This window comes from Phycicoccus avicenniae (genome assembly GCF_050496545.1).
Classification (GTDB): Bacteria; Actinomycetota; Actinomycetes; order Actinomycetales; family Dermatophilaceae; genus Phycicoccus; species Phycicoccus avicenniae_A.
In genome coordinates this window covers 35787-56192 of record NZ_JBNVZV010000006.1, presented here as the reverse complement: position 1 = coordinate 56192, position 20406 = coordinate 35787, and the positions used below count along the sequence as shown (strand labels likewise).

The window sequence follows — 20406 nt, the reverse complement described above, 5'->3', positions numbered from 1 at the left end:
TCGTGCCGATCCGACGCCCGCGGACCCCCTCCCTCGCCGAGGAGGAGGGGGTCCGCGCCGCGTACACCGCCCACGGCGGTGAGCTCTACCGCTTCGCGCTGCGCACGCTCGGGGACGCCGGGCTCGCGCAGGACGCGGTGCAGGAGACCTTCCTGCGGGCCTGGCGGGCCCGGGACCGGTACGACCCCGAGGTCGCGGCCCTGCGCACCTGGCTCTTCGGCATCGCCCGCAACGTCTGCATCGACCTGCACCGGGTGCGCGAGGCCCGGCCCTGGCTGCGCGCCCTCGCCGACCACGAGACCCTGGCCCGCGGGGCGCCGCCGACCGACGACTGGGACGCCCTCGTGCACGGCTGGCTCGTCGAGGAGGCGCTCGGCCGGCTCGGCGAGGCGCACCGGGAGGCGCTGACCCAGACCTACCTGCTCGGCCGCCCTTACGACGAGGTGGCGGCCGCCCTCGGCATCCCCGTGAGCACCCTCCGCAGCCGGGTGTTCTACGGGCTCAAGGCGCTGCGGGTCGCGATGGAGGAGATGGGAGTGGAGCCATGACCGACGCCGAGGAGGCCCTGCGCGGGCCCGACCACGAGGCGGTCCGGGTGCTCGTCGGCCCGTACCTGCTCGGCCACCTGGACGCCACCGACGCGGCCGCTCTCGAGGCCCACCTCGACACCTGCGCCGCGTGCCGCGCGGACCTCGCCGAGCTGACCCCCGCGGCCGGCGCGCTGGCCGCGCTGCGCGGCCGGGCCCCCGAGCTCGCGGAGCCGCCGGCCGACCTGCTCGAGCGCGTCGGTGCCGCCGTCGCCACCGAGCAGCGGCGGGTGCGGCGACCCGGCGCGTGGCGGACGGCCGGGGTCGCCGCGGCCGCCGCCGCGGTGGCCGCGGCGCTGACGCTCACCGGTGTCCGGCTCACCGAGCCGCCGCCCCAGCCGTTCGAGGCGGTGCCCGTGGCCGTCGAGGCGTCCGGCGTCACCGCGAGCGCCGGAGTCGTCCCCCACACCTGGGGCGTCGAGGTACGGCTGACCGCCAGCGGCTTCGCGGCCGGTGACCGGTACCGGGTCGTGGTGCTCGGCGAGGACGGGCGCGACTACCCTGCAGGCGAGTTCGTCGGCACCGGCCCCCGCTCGATGGTCTGCAACCTCAACTCGTCGGTGCTGCGCGCCGATGCCGCCGGCTTCGAGGTCCTCGACGCCGACGGCACCGTGCTCGCGCAGTCGAGCTTCCCGAGCGCTCCGGGGGCGTGAGCCCTCAGGCGCCCTCGAAGGGCGCCGGCCCCTTGCCCTTGTCGACGAAGTGCTTCATGCCGATGGCCCGGTCCTGCGTCGCGAAGAGGCCGGCGAACAGCATCCGCTCGACCTCCAGGCCGCTCTCCAGGTCGACCTCGAGCCCGCGGTCGATGGCCTCCTTGGCCGCGCGCAGGGCGTACGAGGGGCCGCCGACGTAGCGCTCGACGAGCCCACGGGCGGTGGCGTACACCTCGGCCGCGGGGACGACGCGGTCGACGAGGCCGATCGCCAGGGCCTCCTGGGCGTCGACGAAGCGGCCGGAGAACACGAGGTCCTTGGCCTTCGCCGGCCCGACGAGCCGGGCGAGGCGCTGGGTACCGCCGGCGCCCGGGATGATGCCGAGGTTGATCTCGGGCTGGCCGAGCTTCGCGTCGTCGGCGGCCACCCGCCAGTCGCAGGCCAGCGCGACCTCGCACCCGCCGCCGAGCGCGTACCCGGTGATCGCGGCGACGGTCGGCTTGGGGATGCGGGCCAGGGACCGGGTGAAGTCCTGGAGCAGGGCGGAGTGGTCGACCATGTCGGTGGACGACATCGTCTCCATCTCCTTGATGTCGGCGCCCGCGGCGAAGACCTTCTCGCCGCCCCAGACGACGACGGCCGAGACGTCCTTGCGCTCCGAGGCCTCCCGGCACGCCGCGACCAGGCCGTGCTGGATCTCGGCGTTGAGCGCGTTCATCGGCGGACGGTCGAGGCGGACCGTGCCGATGCCGTCCTCGACCTCGAGGCGGACGAGGTCGGTCACTGCCCCTCCCCCGTCGGCTCGCCGGTCTCGGGGTCGAGCCCGAGGACGCGCTGGTGCCAGAGGTGGACCCCGGAGAGGATGACCTGCACCGACACCTGCGTGAGGACGTTGAGGTCGGCGCCCGGGGTGACGACGTGCTCGCCGGTGACGACGAGCGTCGTGCCCGCGATGCCGGTCTTCACGTGGTTCATGTGCAGGTTGATCTCGTTGCACGTCTCGTGCAGCTTCAGCCGGTCGCCGATGAGCTCGTCCTGGATCTGCCACTGCCCGAAGACCCGCATCACCTCGACGTCGCCCTCGGTGCACCGCACGAAGAGCTGCTGCTCGTTGACGGTGAAGGCGACGTCACCGTCGCCGTCGATGTTCGGGGCGAGCCCGAGGTCGACGAGGACGTCGAGCACGCGCCCGCGCAGAGGGTGCTCGTTCGCGGGCGGCGGGAAGTTGGGCAGCGAGCTGGGGTCGGTCATGGGTCCACCGTATCCACGCGGCGCGCGGGGTCGGGGCGGGGCCGGGGCTCGACGGGCGGGGCCCTCGCCGGAGGTGAGGTCGCCGTCGCGATGGATCCGGTAGTACATTCGCGGCCAGAGATGCGTGATGGTGCGTGACGGCGCCCGACCGCCACGGAATCACAACGTGCGAGGAGAGCCACGATGACCGCGACCGAGACGACGACGACCTACCCGGCCCACGACCCCGCCACCTACCGGCGGCTGCCGGCCTCGAGCACGCCGGTCGACCCGGCCCGGGTCGAGTCCCTCCTCGCCGCCGAGTGGGACCGGTTCACGGCCAGCACCCCGGCCTCCGGCGAGCACAACACCCGCGCCGCCCGCACGCTGCCGCTCGGCGTCACCTCCTCGTTCCAGCACTGGGACCCCTACCCCGTCTCGGTCGCCTCCGCGCGCGGCGCGTGGCTGACCGACGTCGACGGCCGCCGGATGCTCGACCTGTCGATGGGCTTCGGCGCCATGCTCGTCGGCCACCTCAACCCGACCGTCGTCGAGCACGTGCAGCGCGCCCTCACCGACACCGGCACCCTCTTCGTCACCCCGTCCCCGCAGGCCACCGAGATGAGCGAGCGGTTCTGCGAGCGCTTCGGCCTCGACATGATCCGGTTCACCAACTCCGGCACCGAGTCGCTGATGTACGCCATCCGCGCGGCCCGCGCCTACACCGGCCGCAAGGCCGTCGTGAAGATCGAGGGCGGCTACCACGGCGGCTACGACGCGCTGCAGGTGTCGGTCAAGCCCGCGCTCGAGGACATCGGCCCGGCCGAGGCTCCCGTGCCCGAGGTGCCCTTCGACGTCGAGGCCGGCACCGTGCACGTCGTCCCCTACAACGACCTCGACCGCCTCGGCGCGGTCCTCGCCGAGCACGGTCGCGACATCGCCGTCATGGTCGTCGAGCCGGTCGTCGAGAACCTCTCGATCGTCGTCCCCGACGCCGGCTACCTCGCGGGCGTGCGGCAGCTGTGCGACCAGCACGGTGTCGTCCTCCTCTTCGACGAGGTGAAGACCGGCCTCACCGCCGGGTACGCCGGCGCCGCGCAGCGCCTCGGCGTCAAGCCCGACCTCATCACCCTGGCGAAGTCCATCGGCGGCGGCCTGCCGCTCGCGGCCTTCGGCGGCACCCGCGAGGTCATGGAGGTCGTCGTCGACGGCCGGATGGCCCACTTCGGCACCTACAACGGCAACCCGCTCGTGATGGCCGCCGCCAAGGCCGTCGACGAGATCTGCACCCCGGAGGCGCTGGCCGCCACCGAGGACATCAACGTGCGAGCCCTCTCCGCCATCGACGGCGTCATCGACGAGTTCGAGCTGCCGGCCCACACCGTCGGCCTCGGCGTCAAGGGCTGCGTCACGTGGTCGACCACGCCGGTGCGCACGTACCGCGACTACAAGGCGACCGACTTCGCGATGGCCGAGCTGTCCTGGCTGTGGGGCGTCAACCGCAACATCCTCACGCCGCCCGGTCTCGACGAGCAGTGGCTCGTCTCGCTGGCGCACACCGACGAGGACATGGGGCTGCTCGTGGAGCACGTGCGGGAGCTGGCCGAGGCACTGCGCGCCTGAGCTCGCCGGAACCGCCCGCCGCCCACCCGTCCCCCGGTTAGGGTCCCTGCATGCCGTCCCGGTCCCGCCCGGCCCCTCCGGGCCCGACCACCCGCGACCTCCCTCCCCCACCCGGGGTCACCCTCGTCGCCGGGGGCGCCGACGTCGCGGTGTACGCGGGGCACGCGGACTCGGTCGAGGTCTGCCTCTTCGAGGCCGGTGACGTCGAGGGCGCGAGCGAGCGCCGGGTGCCGCTGCGCGAGCGGGCCCACGGTTGGTGGTTCGGCTTCGTCCCGGGCGTCGGCGCGGGAACGCGGTACAACCTGCGGGTCGACGGGCCGTGGGACCCCGAGCGCGGGCTATTGCACAACCCCGCCAAGCTGCTCCTCGACCCGTGCGCGGGAGCGCTCGAGGGCGGCGTGACCTGGGGTCCGGAGCTGTACGGGCACACCGTCGACGGCTCCTGGCACGGTGAGCTCGAGCAGCTGTCCGGCCTCGACAGCCGCGGTCACGTGCCGCGCGGCGTCGTCGTGGACCACTCGTTCGACTGGGGCGGGGACCGCGCGCCCGGCCGCTCGCGGGGCGAGGCCGTCGCCTACGAGGCGCACGTGCGCAACCAGACGATGCTGCACCCCGGCGTGCCCGAGCACCTGCGCGGCACGTACGCCGGTCTGGCGCATCCGGCCTCGGTCGAGCACCTGCTCTCGCTGGGCGTCACCGCCGTCGAGCTGCTGCCCGTCCAGGCCTTCACCCACGAGCCGCACCTCGTGCGCCGGGGGATGGTCAACCACTGGGGCTACAACACCCTCGGCTTCATGGCGCCGCACGCCGCGTACGCCGCCGCCCGCGACCCGCAGGGCGTCGTCGACGAGGTCAAGGGCATGGTGAAGCTGCTGCACGCGGCGGGCATCGAGGTCGTCCTCGACGTCGTCTACAACCACACCGCCGAGCAGTCCCGTTCCGGCGCAACCCTTTCGTGGCGTGGCCTCGACCAGCGCGCCTACTACCGGCTCGACGAGCGCGGCCGCGACATCGACGTGACCGGGTGCGGCAACACCCTCGACCTGCGGCACCCGGTGGTCTGCCGGATGGTGCTCGACAGCCTGCGGCACTGGGTGCAGGAGTACCACGTCGACGGCTTCCGCTTCGACCTCGCGGTCGCCCTCGGGCGCGGCCGCGGCGACGACTTCGACCCCGACCACCCGTTCCTCGTCGCCCTGCGGACCGATCCCGTGCTCTCCCGCGTGATGCTCGTCGCCGAGCCGTGGGACCTGGGGATGCACGGCTGGCGCACAGGCCAGTTCCCGCCGCCGTTCCTCGAGTGGAACGACCGCTTCCGCGACACCGTGCGCCGGTTCTGGGTCGGCGACGTGCGGGCCGCCGCCCACGGCCAGCCGTCCCACGACGCCCGGGAGCTGGCCACCCGGCTCACCGGCTCGCGGGACCTCTTCGGCGCGCGCGACCGCGGGCCCACGGCATCGGTCAACTTCGTCACCGCGCACGACGGCTTCACGCTCGCCGACCTCGTCACCTACGACCACAAGCACAACGAGGCCAACGGCGAGGACAACCGCGACGGCTCGGACGGCAACGGCTCGTGGAACCACGGTGCCGAGGGGCCGACCGAGGACGCCGACGTGCTGGCGGCGCGGGGCCGGGCGCTGCGCAACCTCCTCGGCACGCTGCTGCTCTCGTCCGGGGTCCCGATGCTCACCGCCGGCGACGAGCTCGGACGGACCCAGGGCGGCAACAACAACCCGTACTGCCAGGACAACGAGATCACCTGGGTCGACTGGGACCTCGCGCCGTGGCAGGAGGACCTGCTCGCCACGACGCGCCACCTGCTGGCCGTCCGACGGGCGCTCCCCGTGCTGCGCCAGCGGGTGTGGCTGACCGGGCGCGAGGTCGACGACGACGGCACCCTCGACGTGCAGTGGTACGCCGCCGACGGCCTGCCGATGGGCGGGCGCTGGCAGGACGAGGGCGCCCGCGTCCTCCAGATGGCGCTGGCCCCGGTCGAGGAGGACGGGCAGGGGGCGCTGCTGGTGGTCAACGGCTCGACCCGGCCGGTCGAGGTCCGGCTGCCGGAGGGCACGACCGGACGGCTCGCCTGGGACAGCGCCGACGAACGGCCGCGCGACCTCGGGGACCCCGAGTCCGGCCCGGTCACCGTCGCGCCGACCTCGCTCCGCGTGTACGTCACCTGACGCGGCCGAGCCGCCTTCCTGTCGTCGAGCCCTCTGCAGGAGGCTCGGTCACCGGAAGAGGGCTCGCGCGCCGGCAGCATCCGGTCCGACGACGCTCACAGCCACCCCTCAGCGGCGCCTCCCGGCGTGTCGCGCCCGCCGTCCTACACTGACGGGAACGGCGTGTCCGCCAGCGCGGACGTGCAGCGGGAGCGGTGCCCCCGCAGGAGCCGGCACCACGTGAGGAGCACAGCGCGCATGACCGCGACCACTCAGGCCCCGACGGGCTTCGAGCCGCTCGACCCGGCGATCCGCGAGCAGTACGACCGCGACGGGTTCGTCGTCATCAAGGGGGCGCTCCCCGAGGAGGACCGCGCCTACTTCGAGGACGCCGTCGACCGGATCTACGCCGAGGAGGAGGCCGCCGACCGCCGCCGCCCGGATAAGTCGATCCACGTCATGGGCTGGCTGCACAAGGACCCGCGCTTCCCCGAGCTGCTCACCTGGCCCACGACCTTCCCCTACATCTGGGGGACGATGGGCTGGAACATCTACACGCACCACAACCACATCGACGTGAACCCCCCGAAGGACGAGCCGCCCTTCTGGAACTGGCACCAGGACGGCTACCGGCAGAACTCCGACATCGACATGGACGTGCGTCCGATGTTCATGACGAAGATCTGCTACGCCCTGACCGACCTCTCCGAGCCGGGCTACGGCAACACCAAGGTCATCCCGGGCAGCCACAAGAACAACACCCTCGCCGGCCGCCCCGAGAAGCCGGGCGACCCCATCATCGAGCCCGAGGGCGCCATCGAGGTCTGCCTCGAGCCGGGCGACGCGTTCATCTTCGACCGCCGCATCTGGCACAGCCGCTCGATGAACAAGAGCGAGCGCATCCGCAAGCTGATGTTCATCGGCTACACGTACCGCTGGATCCGCCCGCTCGACGAGGACGTCGCCGACCAGGACTCCGAGTGGTTCAAGAACCTCTCGCCGCTGCACCAGCAGCTCCTCGGCTACGGCCCCGACCACGCCTCGTTCTGGGGCATCAAGCAGTCCGGCTGGATCGACGACGACATCCCGCTGCGCGCGGAGCTCAAGGAGCGCGGCCTGCTCGACCGGGCCGTCCCGTTCCTGCGCTGAGCGCCGCCCGAGCCGAGGAGGCCCCCGACCCGTCACGGGTCGGGGGCCTCCTCGCGTGGGGGGTCAGGTGGTCGGCATGACCCCGGCGCGGGTGACCCGCTGGAGCAGGACGACGGTGAGCACGCCGGCAATCGCCTCGACGATGCGGGCGAGCAGCCAGAGGAAGGACACCGGGACGGCGAGGGAGGAGCCGGTGGTCACGAGATAGACGGCCGGGTCGGTGAGCACGAGCAGGACCCCGACGACCGGCGCCGCGGTCCGGATCCGACCGGCCCACCGGCGCGCGCCCTCGTCCTCCACCTTCTCGAGGACGCCCGTGGCCAGACCGTAGAGGACCAGCGCGAAGGCGATCGCCCCCACGACGAGGGCGGCGACGAGCAGCGCCCGGCTCACCCCACCGACGGGCGTGCCGCTGACGAGCGAGGCGGGGATGCCGACCATCGCCGCCGAGCGGGCGAGCAGGAAGGGCCGGCCGACCTTCTCGGCGCCCGTGAGGGCCACGACGAGCCAGACGTAGCCGACGACGTCGGGCAGCACGTCCCAGAGGCCGACCCGCAGGTCGAGGACGACGAGGAGCAGCCCCCACGGGGCCCAGGCGAATCGCTGCACACCGGCACCCTAGGCGGCGCCGGACCCGGCGCGCGGTCGGGTTCCGCCGAGCGGCCGCATCGGGTAGACAGGCGGTCGTGACCGGACGTGGGGAGCAGGTGGCCGAGGGCATCGGACGCGTCGCGCAGGCGGCGATCTACCGGGCGGGCTCCTTCGGGCGCCGGCCGGAGGTCCCCACCGACGGCGCGCGCCTCGAGGCCGCCGCCGAGAAGGCGATGTCGCGCCGTGGGTTCGCCTACGTGGCGGGCTCGGCCGGCGGCGAGGCCACGGCCCGCGCCAACCTCCGCGCCTTCGACCGGTGGCGCGTCGTCCCGCGGATGCTGGTCGACACCTCCGAGCGCGATCTCTCCGTCGAGCTGCTCGGGCGTCGGCACGCGAGCCCGTTCCTTGTCTCGCCCGTCGGGGTCCTCTCGGCCGCACACCGCGACGCCGACCTCGCCGTCGCGCGCGGGGCCCGCGCCCTGGACGTCACGCCGGTGCTCAGCACCCAGGCGTCCGTGCCGATGGAGGACGTCGCGGATGCCCTGGGCCGCACCGGCTTCTGGTACCAGCTGTACTGGAGCCGCGACGACGACCTCGCGGCCTCGCTCGTGCACCGCGCCGAAGCCTGCGGTGCCGAGGCACTGGTGGTCACGCTCGACACCGCCTACCTCGGCTGGCGCCCCCGCGACCTCGACCTCGGGCACCTGCCGTTCGCCCGCGGCGAGGGCATCGCGCAGTACACCTCCGACCCCGTGTTCCGGCGGCTCGTCGAGGAGCGCGTCGCCGCTGCCGCCGCACGCGAGCCCGAGCCGCAGCCCCGCCCGACTCCGGCCGCCGTCCGCACGCTGCTGTCGATGAGCCGCAACCACCCCGGGTCGACGCGGGACAACGTGACCTCGCCCGTGCCCCGCGCCGCGGTCGAGACCTTCCTCGACGTCTTCTCCCGCCCGTCCCTCACCTGGGCCGACCTGCCCCGCCTCCGCGAGCTGACCTCCCTGCCCGTCGTCCTCAAGGGCGTGCTCCACCCGGACGACGCCACCCGGGCCGCCGACGAGGGCATCGACGCCGTGTGGGTGTCGAACCACGGTGGGCGGCAGGTGGACCGGTCGGTCGGAGCCCTCGATGCGTTGCCCGGCGTGGTCGACGCCCTGCGGGCGCACGGCAGCGCCCTGCCGGTGTTCTTCGACAGCGGGGTGCGCTCGGGGGCCGACGCGTTCGTCGCCCTCGCGCTGGGGGCCACGGCGGTGGGCATCGGGCGGCCGCACGTCTACGGGCTGGCGATCGCCGGGCAGGAGGGCGTCGAGGAGGTGCTGCGGAACCTGCGCGCCGAGCTCGACCTCACCGCGGCCCTCACCGGCTGCCGCACCCTCGCCGACGTCACCCGCGACCGGCTGGTGCCCGCGCCCGGATCCTGACCGACCCGCTGCGTTCCCGGGCGAAGTGTGCAAGCGTTTCCGCACCACGTGGCTACGCTGTCCAGCGCACCACCGTCGCGTGCGCCCGACCGCCTCCCCGGCCCGAAGGACGAGACCGAATGACCGACACCGCGCCCAGCCACTCCGTCGTCTCCGACGAGTCCCCGTCGACCGACGTCCGGCGGATCGGTCCGGCCTTCCGCACCACGCACCCGCTGGCCTCCGGCCCGGTCGTGTCGCCGCAGACCACGGTCGACGGCTTCGTCGAGACCTTCCTCGCGGAGCTCAACTACGGCCAGGGCACGCTGCTGTCGCAGTCCACGGTCAACGACCAGTACCTCGCCCTGGCCCGCACGGTCCGCCGCTACCTCATGGCCGACTGGCTCGAGACCGGCGCCCGCCGCCGCCAGGCGCAGCAGAAGACCATCGGCTACCTCTCGGCCGAGTACCTGCTCGGGCGCCAGCTCGGCAACAACCTGCTCGCCACGAACCTCCAGGACATCGCAGAGGACGCGATGCGCCGCTGCGGCATCGACATCGCCGCGCTGCGGGCCCAGGAGGTCGAGCCCGGCCTCGGCAACGGCGGCCTCGGCCGGCTCGCCGCGTGCTTCGTCGACTCCCTCGCGACGATGGACGTGCCGTGCATCGGCTACGGCATCCGCTACGAGTACGGCATCTTCCGGCAGACCTTCGAGCAGGACCGCCAGGTCGAGCTGCCCGACTCCTGGCTCTCGCTCGGCAACCCGTGGGAGTTCCCGCACCCCGAGCGCCAGGTCCTCGTCTCCTTCGGCGGGCACACCGAGACGACCACCGACGAGGACGGCACCGAGCGCACCACGTGGGTGCCGGGCTGGCAGGTGCTCGGGATGCCGTACCACTACATGGTCCCGGGCTTCCGCAACGGCGTCGTCAACACCCTGCGGCTCTGGAGCGCCCGGGCCACGCAGGACTTCGACCTCCAGATCTTCAACTCCGGCGACTACGCCGAGGCCGTGCGCGCCCAGACCTTCGCCGAGAACATCAGCAAGGTCCTCTACCCCGAGGACTCCACGCCGCAGGGCAAGGAGCTGCGCCTGCAGCAGCAGTACTTCTTCGTCGCCTGCTCGCTGCACGACTTCATCGACAACACGCTGCCCGCCGACTACGACCTGCGCCGGCTGCACGAGCGGATCATCTTCCAGCTCAACGACACCCACCCGGTCATCGCGATCCCCGAGCTGATGCGGATCCTCATGGACCGCAAGGGGTTCGCGTGGGACGAGGCGTGGGAGATCACGAAGAAGTGCTTCGCCTACACCTGCCACACCCTGCTGCCGGAGGCCCTCGAGGTCTGGAACGTCGAGCTGCTCGGGCGGCTCCTGCCCCGCCACCTGGAGATCATCTACCGCATCAACGAGGAGTTCCTCGAGGAGGTCCGCGAGGCCTTCCCCGGCGACGAGATGCGCGCCCGCCGGATGTCGGTCATCGCCGAGTACCCCGAGCGCGCCGTCCGGATGGCCTACCTCGCCACCGTGGCCGGCGCCAAGGTCAACGGCGTCGCCGAGCTGCACAGCCAGCTGCTCCGCGACAAGGTGCTCCCCGACTTCAGCGAGATGTGGCCGCAGAAGTTCACCAACGTCACCAACGGCATCACGCCGCGCCGCTTCGTGCGGCTGGCCAACCGCCGTCTCTCCGAGCTGCTCACCGACACCCTCGGCGACGGCTGGGTCACCGACCTCGACCGCCTCCGCGAGCTCGAGCCGTACGCCGAGGACGCCTCCTTCCGCGAGGCGTTCCGGGCCGTCAAGCGCGACAACAAGGACCGGCTCGTCAAGCTGCTCCGGGTGCGCGACGGCCTCGAGCTCTCCCCCGACACGATGCTCGACGTCATGGTCAAGCGCCTCCACGAGTACAAGCGCCAGACCCTCAAGCTCCTGCACATCGTCTCGCTCTACGAGGGCGTGCTCTCCGGGCGGGTCGCGGCCGAGGACGTCGTGCCGCGGACCTTCGTCTTCGGGGCCAAGGCCGCCCCCGGGTACCACATGGCCAAGGAGATCATCTTCCTCGTCAACGCCGTCTCCGACGTCGTCAACGCCGACCCCCGCGTGGCCGGCCGGCTCGCCGTCGCCTTCCCCGCCAACTACAACGTCACCCTCGCCGAGAAGCTCATCCCCGCCGCCGACCTGTCCGAGCAGATCTCGCTCGCCGGCAAGGAGGCCTCGGGCACGGGCAACATGAAGTTCGCGCTCAACGGCGCGCTGACCATCGGCACCGACGACGGCGCGAACGTCGAGATCCGCCGGCTGGTGGGCGACGACCACTTCTTCCTCTTCGGGATGACCGAGCCCGAGGTCGAGCGGCTGCGCCCCGGCTACTCGCCGTCGAGCTACTACGAGGAGAACCCGCGGCTGCGGGCCACCATCGACCTCCTGGCCAGCGGCCACTTCACCGACGGCGACCGCCAGGCCGTCGCGCCGGTCATCGACAACCTGCTCCACCAGGACGCGTTCATGGCGCTGGCCGACTTCCAGCCCTACCTCGACGCCCAGGAGCGCGTGGACGCCGCCTACCTCGACGAGGACGGCTGGTCACGTTCGGCCATCCTCAACGTCGCGCGCTCGGGCTTCTTCTCCTCGGACCGCTCGATGCGTGACTACCTCGAGCGGATCTGGCACGCCTGAACCGCACACCGGGCGCGGCCCTGCGGCCACCCCCCGTCCGTGTAGGTTCGGTGGGGTGAGTGATGCCTTCCGCACCGCCCCTCCGCAGGTCCCGATCGGCCGGATCCCGGTCCAGGACGTCAGACCGGTCGTCGACCACGGCGCCCGCCCGGCGAAGGCGGTCGTCGGCGAGGAGATCGAGGTCGGCGCGACCGTCTTCCGCGAGGGCCACGACGCCGTCAACGCGACCGTCGTCCTCACCGACCCCGACGGCGTCGAGCACCACCACCCGATGACGTGCACGAACGAGGGGCTCAACACCTGGGTCGCCCGGGTGACCCCGGACCGCACCGGCTGGTGGTCCTACCGGGTCGAGGGCTGGTCCGACCCCTACGGCACCTGGGAGCACGACGCCACGATCAAGGTCGCCGCCGACGTCGACACCGAGCTGATGCTCGAGGAGGGCGCGCTCGTCCTCGAGCGGGCCCTGGACGAGGTCGAGCGCACCGCCGAGCAGGAGCAGGTCCTCGTCGCCGCCGTCACCACGCTGCGCGACACCGCGCGCGCCGACCTGGTCCGGCTCAAGGCCGGCACCGACGCCGCCGTCGAGATCGAGCTCGGTGCGCGCCCGCTGCGCGACATGGTCTCGCCCTCGGCCGAGCACGCGCTGCTCGTCGAGCGCGAGCGCGCCCTCTACGGCGCCTGGTACGAGCTCTTCCCGCGCAGCGAGGGGGCCACCTACGACGAGCAGGAGCACCGCTGGCGCACCGGCACGCTGCGGACGGCGGCGAAGCGCCTGCCCGCCATCGCGGCGATGGGCTTCGACGTCGTCTACCTGACGCCGGTGCACCCCATCGGGCAGGCCGCCAAGAAGGGGCCGAACAACACCCTCGACGCCCGCCCGGAGGACCCGGGCAGCCCGTACGCCATCGGCAGCCCGGACGGCGGGCACGACGCCATCCACCCCGACCTCGGGACCTTCGCGGACTTCGACGCCTTCGTCGCCGAGACCGAGCGGCTCGGCATGGAGGTGGCGATGGACCTCGCCCTCCAGTGCTCCCCCGACCACCCGTGGGTGGAGAGCCACCCGGAGTGGTTCACCACCCGCGCCGACGGCACCATCGCCTACGCGGAGAACCCGCCGAAGAAGTACCAGGACATCTACCCGCTGAACTTCGACAACGACCCGGCGGGCATCTACGCCGAGGTACGCCGCGTCGTGCAGGTGTGGATCGACCACGGCGTCAAGATCTTCCGCGTCGACAACCCGCACACCAAGCCGGTCGAGTTCTGGCAGTGGCTGATCGCCGACGTCGCCGAGGACCACCCGGACGTCGTCTGGCTCGCCGAGGCGTTCACCAAGCCGGCGATGATGCACACACTCGCCAAGGTCGGCTTCCAGCAGAGCTACACCTACTACGCGTGGCGCAACACCGCCGCCGAGCTGCGGGAGTACCTCGTGGAGCTCTCGGGCGAGGCGGCCGACTACATGCGTCCCTCGTTCTGGCCGACGACCCACGACATCCTCACGCCGTACATGCAGTTCGGCGGCCCGGCGGCGTGGAAGGTGCGCAGCGCCCTCGCCGCCACCCTCGTGCCGACGTACGGCATCTACGCGGGCTACGAGCTGATGGAGCACGTCGCCCGGCCCGGCGCCGAGGAGCAGATCGACAACGAGAAGTACGAGTTCAAGGACCGGCGCTGGGCGGACTACGAGCCCGGCGGAGCGAAGGAGGGCCAGTCGCTGGCCGGCTGGCTGACCCGGCTCAACGAGATCCGCCGCGAGCACCCGGCGCTGCACCGCCTGCGCAACATCGCGTTCCACCACGTCGACGACGAGAACTTCCTGGCCTTCTCCAAGCGCCGCACGCTCCCGGACGGCACCCACGACGTCGTCCTCGTCGTCGCCAACCTCGACCCCCACTCCACGCGGGCCACGACGCTGCGGCTCGACCTGCCGGCGATGGGCTTCCAGCCCGGCGACTCGATCGAGGCCCACGACCTCGTCACCGACCAGGTGTGGACGTGGCAGCGCGACGTCTACGTCCGGCTCGGTCCTGAGGTCGAACCGTGCCACGTCGTCTCCGTGAGGAGGCCCTGGTGAGCGTCATCCCCGGCATGGGCCACAGCCACCCCGGGCTCGGCATGAACCAGCCCGGCCTGCGCCACGACCCCGAGTGGTTCCGCACTGCCGTCTTCTACGAGGTGCTGGTGCGCGCCTTCGGCGACAGCAACGGCTCCGGCGAGGGCGACTTCGCCGGCATCATGAACCGGCTCGACTACCTCCAGTGGCTCGGCGTCGACTGCCTCTGGCTGCCGCCGTTCTACGCGAGCCCGCTGCGCGACGGCGGCTACGACATCTCCGACTACACCCAGGTGCTGCCGGAGTTCGGGACGCTGCCCGAGTTCAAGGAGCTCATCAACCAGGCCCACGCGCGCGGCATCCGGATCATCACCGACTTCGTCATGAACCACACGAGCGACCAGCACCCGTGGTTCCAGGCCTCGCGCAGCGACCCCGAGGGCCCCTACGGCGACTTCTACGTGTGGTCCGACACCGACGACAAGTACACCGACGCGCGGATCATCTTCGTCGACACCGAGACCTCCAACTGGACCTTCGACCCCATCCGGCGCCAGTTCTTCTGGCACCGCTTCTTCGGCCACCAGCCCGACCTCAACTTCGAGAACCCCGCCGTCCACGAGGCGATGTTCGAGGTCGTCCGGTTCTGGATGGACATGGGCATCGACGGCTTCCGGCTCGACGCCGTGCCCTACCTGTTCGAGGAGGAGGGGCACAACGGCGAGAACCACCCCAAGACGCACGACTTCCTCGTCCGGCTGCGGGCGATGGTCGACACCGAGTACCCGGGGCGGATCCTGCTCGCCGAGGCCAACCAGCCGCCGAGCGACGTCGTGGACTACTTCGGCACCGAGGACGCCCCCGAGTGCCAGATGTGCTTCCACTTCCCGGTGATGCCGATGCTCTACTACGCGCTGCGCGAGGAGCGGGCGGCGCCGATCATCGACGTCCTCGCCGACACCCCGGCCATCCCGACCGGCTCGCAGTGGGGCACCTTCCTGCGCAACCACGACGAGCTGACCCTCGAGATGGTCACACCCGAGCAGCGCGCCGCCATGTACGGCTGGTACGCCCCGGACCCGCGGATGCGCGCCAACGTCGGCATCCGGCGGCGGCTGGCCCCGCTGCTCGACAACAGCCGCCCCGAGATCGAGCTCATCCACGCGCTCCTGCTCTCGCTGCCCGGCTCGCCGTGCCTCTACTACGGCGACGAGATCGGGATGGGCGACAACATCTGGCTCGCCGACCGCGACGCCGTGCGCACCCCGATGCAGTGGACCCCCGACCGCAACGCCGGGTTCTCCACCGCCGACCCGGGCAAGCTCTACCTGCCCGTCGTGCAGTCACTCGTCCACCACTACAACCACGTCAACGTCGAGGCGCAGATGGCCTCCGGCTCCTCGCTGCTGCACTGGGTGCGCGGCATGCTCGCCGTCCGGCGCGAGCACCCGGTGTTCGGGCTCGGCGAGTTCACCGTCTGCGACTCCTCGCACGACCGGGTGCTCGCGTACGTGCGCGCCGACCGCCGGGACCGCGACGTCGAGGACCGCTCGGCCCGGGCGGTGCTGTGCGTCAACAACCTGTCCTCGCGCCCGCAGGCCACGACGATCACCCTCCCCGAGGAGTTCGCCGGGTCCTGGACGCGAGACCTGTTCGGCGGCACCGGTTTCCCCGACGTCGGGGCCGACGGGACGCTCACCATCACCCTCGGGTCGCGCGACTTCTTCTGGCTGGCCCTCGACCCGCCCGCCGGGGGCGACCGTGGCTGAGATCCACACGGGCGCCAGCCTGAGGCCGACCAAGAGCGAGCTGGTCGACGCGTGGATGGGCTCGCAGCGCTGGTACGCGGCCAAGGGCCGGGCGCCCCGGGTCCGCCGGCTCGCGTCCTGGCGGCTCGACGACCCCTCCGGCGAGGTGGGCATCGAGACGATGCTCGTCGCCGACGAGTCGGGTGACGAGCCGGTCGTCTACCAGGTGCCCCTCACCTACCGCGGGGAGCCGCTGGCCTCGGCGGACCACGCCCTCGTCGGCACGATGGAGCACTCGGTGCTCGGGAAGCGGTGGGTCTACGACGCGCCGCACGACCCGGTGTACGCCGAGCGGCTCCTCGAGCTCGTGCAGGGCCGGGTCCGGGCGGCCTCGTCGTCGGAGACGGACGCGATCGACGACTCGGTCTCCGGTGTGCCGCAGCCCAGCTGGGACGCCCAGGTGCACGTCCGGTCCGCGCGGGTCCTCAGTGGGGAGCAGTCGAACACCTCGGTCATCCTCGACACCGAGACCGACGACGGCCGCCACCTGCCGGTCATCGTCAAGGTCTTCCGGATGCTCTCCCCCGGCGAGAACCCCGACATCGTGCTCCAGGGCGCGCTCGTCGACGCCGGGTCGAGCCGCGTCCCGGCGGTCGTCGGGTCCGTGACCGGCGGCTGGCCGCACCCCACGCCCGAGGGCGACCGACCCGCCACCGGCCACCTCGCCTTCGCGCAGGAGTTCCTGCCGGGCGTCGAGGACGCGTGGCGGGTCGCGCTGCGCGCGGCGGAGGACGGCACCGACTTCTCCGGCCCGGCCGGCGAGCTGGGCACGGCCACCGCCGAGGTGCACCGCACGCTCGCCGACGTCCTCGGCACCACGCCGACCGCCCCCGAGCAGGTCGAGGCCATCCTCACGGGGATGCGCGGCCGCCTCGACGCCGCGGTCGACGCCGTCCCCGACCTCGAGCAGGTGCGCGGGGCCGTCGAGGCGGTCCTCACCGCCGCGGCCGCCGCGCCCTGGCCGGACCTGCAGCGCATCCACGGCGACTACCACCTCGGCCAGGTGCTGCACTCCCCCGAGCGCGGGTGGGTGCTCCTCGACTTCGAGGGCGAGCCGCTGCGCCCGCTCGCCGAACGGTCGCTGCCCGACCAGTGGGTCCGCGACGTCGCCGGGATGCTCCGCAGCTTCGACTACGTCGGCGGCACCCGCGAGCAGGTCGTCGGCCGGCCGGCCCGCGACTGGGTCGCCGCCGCGCAGCAGGCCTTCCTCGACGGCTACGCGGCCGAGGCCGGGGAGGACCCCCGCGCCCGCGACGCGCTGCTCGCCGCCTTCGAGCTCGACAAGGCCCTCTACGAGGTCGTCTACGAGGCCCGCAACCGCCCCGCGTGGCTCGCCATCCCGCTCGGCGCCGTCGGCCGCCTCACCGACCGCTTCTCGCCCACCCTCTCGCAAGGAGACCACCCGTGACCCCCACCCCGAGCCCCGAGGTCGGGGGCGCCATCACCGCCCTCGTCCAGGGACGCCACCAGCAGCCGCACGACCTCCTCGGCCAGCACCTGGAGCCCGGCGGCCTCCGGCTGCGGGTGCTCAAGCCGCTCGCCACGGCGGTGCGCGTGCGCTTCGAGGACGACGAGGAGCTCGAGCTCGCGCACGAGGCCGAGGGCGTCTGGACCGGGGTGCGCACCGACGCCACCCGGACCATGGACTACCGGGTCGTCGTCACCTGGGGTGACGGGGTCGAGCACGAGCAGGACGACCCGTACCGCTTCGCCCCCACCCTCGGCGAGGTCGACCTGCACCTCGTCGGCGAGGGCCGCCACGAGCAGCTGTGGACCGTCCTCGGCGCCCGCGTGCACGAGTACGGCGGCCCGATGGGGACCGTGCGCGGCACCTCCTTCGCCGTCTGGGCGCCGCGGGCCAAGGCCGTGCGCGTCGTCGGCGACTTCAACGGCTGGGACGGCCGCGTCCACCCGATGCGCATGCTCGGCTCCAGCGGCGTCTGGGAGCTGTTCGTCCCCGGCGTCGGTGCGGGCGACGTCTACAAGTACGAGATCCGCGGTGCGGACGACGTCGTGCGCACCAAGGCCGACCCGATGGCCCGGCGCACCGAGTGCCCGCCGCGCACCGGCTCGGTCGTCGACGAGGCCGGCCACGAGTGGGCCGACGCCGACTGGATGGAGCGCCGCGCCGCCGGTGACCCGCACCAGGGCCCGATGAGCGTCTACGAGGTGCACCTCGGCTCGTGGCGCCAAGGCCTCACCTACCGCGAGCTCGCCGAGCACCTCGTCAACTACGTCTCCGACCTCGGGTTCACGCACGTCGAGCTCCTCCCGGTCATGGAGCACCCGTACGGCCCGTCGTGGGGCTACCAGGTCACCGGCTACTACGCGCCCACCGCGCGCTTCGGCACCCCGGACGAGTTCAAGTACCTCGTCGACGCGCTGCACCAGGCGGGCATCGGCGTCATCCTCGACTGGGTCCCCGGTCACTTCCCCCGCGACGAGTTCGCCCTCGCGCGCTTCGACGGGCTGGCGCTGTACGAGCACCCGGACCCGCGCCGCGGCGACCAGCCCGACTGGGGCACCCACGTGTTCGACTTCGGCCGGCTCGAGGTGCGCAACTTCCTCGTCGCCAACGCCGTGTACTGGCTCGAGGAGTTCCACGTCGACGGCCTGCGTGTCGACGCCGTGGCCTCGATGCTCTACCTCGACTACTCGCGCAAGGACGGCGAGTGGATCCCCAACGTCCACGGCGGCCGCGAGCACCTCGAGGCCATCGGGCTGCTCCAGGAGGCCAACGCCACCGCGTACAAGCGCGTGCCGGGCGTCGTGACCATCGCCGAGGAGTCGACGTCGTGGCCGGGGGTCACCCGGGCGACGTCCGCCGGCGGGCTCGGGTTCGGGCTCAAGTGGAACATGGGCTGGATGAACGACACCCTGCGCTACCTGCAGGAGGAGCCGGTCCACCGCCAGTACCACCACAACCTGCTGACCTTCTCGCTGATGTACGCCTTCAGCGAGAACTTCGTGCTGCCGATCAGCCACGACGAGGTCGTGCACGGCAAGGGCTCGCTGCTGACGAAGATCCCCGGCGAGCGCCCCGAGCAGCTCGCCACGCTGCGCGCCTTCCTCGCCTACATGTGGAGCCACCCCGGCAAGCAGCTGCTGTTCATGGGCTGCGAGTTCGCCCAGCCGCAGGAGTGGGCCGACGGCCGCTCGCTCGAGTGGTGGCTGCTCGACCACGCGGCGCACCACCGGGTGCACGCGCTCGTCAAGCAGCTGAACACCCTCTACCGCGAGCACCCCGCGCTGTGGACCCTCGACAGCCAGCCGGCCGGGTTCCGCTGGCTCGACGCCGACGACAACACCGGCAACCTGCTCTCCTACCTGCGCCACGAGAAGGCCGACGGCACCGGCGACGTCGTCGTCACGGCCGTCAACTACAGCGGCGAGGACAAGGAGTGGGTGCGCCTCGGCGTGCCGCGTTCCGGGCAGTGGGAGGTCGTCCTCGACACCAGCGGCTACGACGAGGCCTCCAGCCCGAGCCAGGCCGGCGCGGTCCTGACGGCCGAGACGGTGCCGTGGAACGACCAGCCGTACTCGGTCACCGTCCGCGCCGCCCGGCTCTCGACGCTCTACCTGGCGCCCGTCCCGGGCACCGAGGTCCAGGAGCCCGAGCTCACCCTCTGAGGCCCGTTCCGTCCGCGTCGGGCGGGTTCCTGGCTCGCGGGGCGGGGCGGAGGATGGCGCGCCGCTCCCGTGACGTCCGGATGCTCCGAACCCTGGGCCATGGCCCAGTCCCTCGGAGCACCTGCTCCTGTGCCCCGGTCGTCACGCGGTGGCCCAGTATCGGGAGCAATCGGACGTCGTGGGCACCACACCGCGCGTCCGGGGCCTCGACGCCATGGCCCTGACCCGACGGCCGCGAAGCGACGACAACGGACACATTCGTCGGTCGTCGTCGCCCGTCGGCACCGTTCGCTCAGATGAACAGCAGCTGGGCGCCCTCGGTGAGCTCGATGAAGTCGCTCGCGGAGATGATGCCCTCGACGTCCTCGTGGAGGTCGTCCTCGGTGAGGTGGTTCATGTCCGCCGACATCCGGCACGCCCAGAGGTGCGCCCCGGAGGCCGCGAGCAGGTCGAGGAACTCGGGCACCTCGGGCACGTCCTGCTCGGCGATCTGCTTCTTGAGCATCGCCGTGGCCGCGGTGGTGGCGCCCGGCAGCGCGCCGAGCATGTGGTGGATCCCCATGCCGCTGTGGCCGGGCGGGTGCATCGCGGTGTTGCCGACGAAGGAGAACTTCAGGTCGCACATCGTCGCCTTGTTGATCATGTCGAAGCCCCAGAAGGTGAAGAACAGGTGGGTCTCGACGCCCTCGCCGAGCGCGGCGTTGGCGAGGATCAGTCCGGGGTAGGCCATGTCGAGGCTGCCCTTGGAGCAGATGATCGCGAGCTTGCGACCCTCGGAGGCCGGCGAGTCGAACGACGGGACGATGGTCGGTGCGGTGTCGGTGGCGGTCATG

The 20406-nt window shown here is 72.4% G+C and carries 15 protein-coding genes; 11 read left to right on the top strand and 4 right to left on the bottom strand.

All coding sequences use genetic code 11. The features are described from left to right. The first annotated feature begins 2 nt into the window (after positions 1-2). Both ACQZ2A_RS06905 and ACQZ2A_RS06900 read left to right on the top strand, forming a co-directional pair. A complete protein-coding gene (locus tag ACQZ2A_RS06905; protein WP_430208771.1) occupies positions 3-548 on the top strand; it encodes a sigma-70 family RNA polymerase sigma factor in 546 nt (181 codons plus the stop codon). Next, the gene (locus tag ACQZ2A_RS06900) at positions 545-1240 is read left to right on the top strand and encodes an anti-sigma factor family protein (RefSeq protein WP_430208769.1); all 696 of its coding nucleotides are present in this window, start codon (positions 545-547) and stop codon (positions 1238-1240) included. The genes ACQZ2A_RS06905 and ACQZ2A_RS06900 overlap by 4 nt, the downstream gene beginning before the upstream one ends. 4 nt (positions 1241-1244) lie before the next feature. On the opposite strand, the gene ACQZ2A_RS06895 is transcribed toward ACQZ2A_RS06900, so the two are convergent. Beyond that, complete coding sequence (locus tag ACQZ2A_RS06895; protein ID WP_430208767.1) at positions 1245-2024, bottom strand: enoyl-CoA hydratase/isomerase family protein; 780 nt, start codon at positions 2022-2024, stop codon at positions 1245-1247. Further along, positions 2021-2491 carry a T3SS (YopN, CesT) and YbjN peptide-binding chaperone 1 gene (locus ACQZ2A_RS06890; RefSeq protein WP_430208765.1) on the bottom strand — a complete coding sequence of 157 codons (471 nt, stop codon included), beginning with the start codon at positions 2489-2491 and terminating at the stop codon, positions 2021-2023. Before ACQZ2A_RS06890 ends, ACQZ2A_RS06895 begins: the two co-directional genes overlap by 4 nt. 183 nt (positions 2492-2674) lie before the next feature. On the opposite strand from ACQZ2A_RS06890, the gene ACQZ2A_RS06885 reads away from it, so the two are divergent. From ACQZ2A_RS06885 to ACQZ2A_RS06875, 3 genes are all read left to right on the top strand, one after another. After that, complete coding sequence (locus ACQZ2A_RS06885) at positions 2675-4093, top strand: aspartate aminotransferase family protein (protein ID WP_430208763.1); 1419 nt, start codon at positions 2675-2677, stop codon at positions 4091-4093. A 50-nt stretch (positions 4094-4143) separates the two neighbouring features. Continuing rightward, positions 4144-6279, top strand: coding sequence for a glycogen debranching protein GlgX (gene glgX, locus ACQZ2A_RS06880; protein ID WP_430208761.1), 2136 nt, complete (start codon positions 4144-4146; stop codon positions 6277-6279). A 237-nt stretch (positions 6280-6516) separates the two neighbouring features. Further along, positions 6517-7407, top strand: coding sequence for a phytanoyl-CoA dioxygenase family protein (locus tag ACQZ2A_RS06875; protein WP_430208758.1), 891 nt, complete (start codon positions 6517-6519; stop codon positions 7405-7407). 63 nt (positions 7408-7470) lie between these two features. On the opposite strand, the gene ACQZ2A_RS06870 is transcribed toward ACQZ2A_RS06875, so the two are convergent. Beyond that, positions 7471-8016 carry a hypothetical protein gene (locus tag ACQZ2A_RS06870; protein ID WP_430208755.1) on the bottom strand — a complete coding sequence of 182 codons (546 nt, stop codon included), beginning with the start codon at positions 8014-8016 and terminating at the stop codon, positions 7471-7473. Positions 8017-8093: 77 nt separating this feature from the next. Between ACQZ2A_RS06870 and ACQZ2A_RS06865 the strand changes: the two genes are divergently transcribed. The 6 genes from ACQZ2A_RS06865 to glgB all read left to right on the top strand — a co-directional run bounded on the left by ACQZ2A_RS06865 (position 8094) and on the right by glgB (position 19573). Next, positions 8094-9413: an alpha-hydroxy-acid oxidizing protein gene (locus tag ACQZ2A_RS06865; protein WP_430208753.1), complete on the top strand. Its 1320-nt coding sequence runs from the start codon at positions 8094-8096 to the stop codon at positions 9411-9413. Between the two features lie 119 nt (positions 9414-9532). Next, the gene (locus ACQZ2A_RS06860) at positions 9533-12073 is read left to right on the top strand and encodes a glycogen/starch/alpha-glucan phosphorylase (protein ID WP_430208751.1); all 2541 of its coding nucleotides are present in this window, start codon (positions 9533-9535) and stop codon (positions 12071-12073) included. A gap of 55 nt (positions 12074-12128) precedes the next feature. After that, the gene (locus tag ACQZ2A_RS06855; protein ID WP_430208748.1) at positions 12129-14156 is read left to right on the top strand and encodes a maltotransferase domain-containing protein; all 2028 of its coding nucleotides are present in this window, start codon (positions 12129-12131) and stop codon (positions 14154-14156) included. Between the two features lie 14 nt (positions 14157-14170). Next, complete coding sequence (gene treS, locus ACQZ2A_RS06850) at positions 14171-15904, top strand: maltose alpha-D-glucosyltransferase (RefSeq protein WP_430209150.1); 1734 nt, start codon at positions 14171-14173, stop codon at positions 15902-15904. Further along, the gene (locus ACQZ2A_RS06845) at positions 15897-17351 is read left to right on the top strand and encodes a maltokinase N-terminal cap-like domain-containing protein (protein WP_430208745.1); all 1455 of its coding nucleotides are present in this window, start codon (positions 15897-15899) and stop codon (positions 17349-17351) included. The genes treS and ACQZ2A_RS06845 overlap by 8 nt, the downstream gene beginning before the upstream one ends. Continuing rightward, positions 17348-19573, top strand: a complete 2226-nt coding sequence (glgB, locus tag ACQZ2A_RS06840; RefSeq protein WP_430208743.1) for a 1,4-alpha-glucan branching protein GlgB — start codon at positions 17348-17350, stop codon at positions 19571-19573. Before ACQZ2A_RS06845 ends, glgB begins: the two co-directional genes overlap by 4 nt. A 292-nt stretch (positions 19574-19865) precedes the next feature. Here glgB and ACQZ2A_RS06835 read toward each other — a convergent pair whose 3' ends face one another. Further along, a complete protein-coding gene (locus ACQZ2A_RS06835) occupies positions 19866-20405 on the bottom strand; it encodes a DsrE/DsrF/DrsH-like family protein (protein WP_430208740.1) in 540 nt (179 codons plus the stop codon). Between the last annotated feature and the right edge of the window lies 1 nt (position 20406).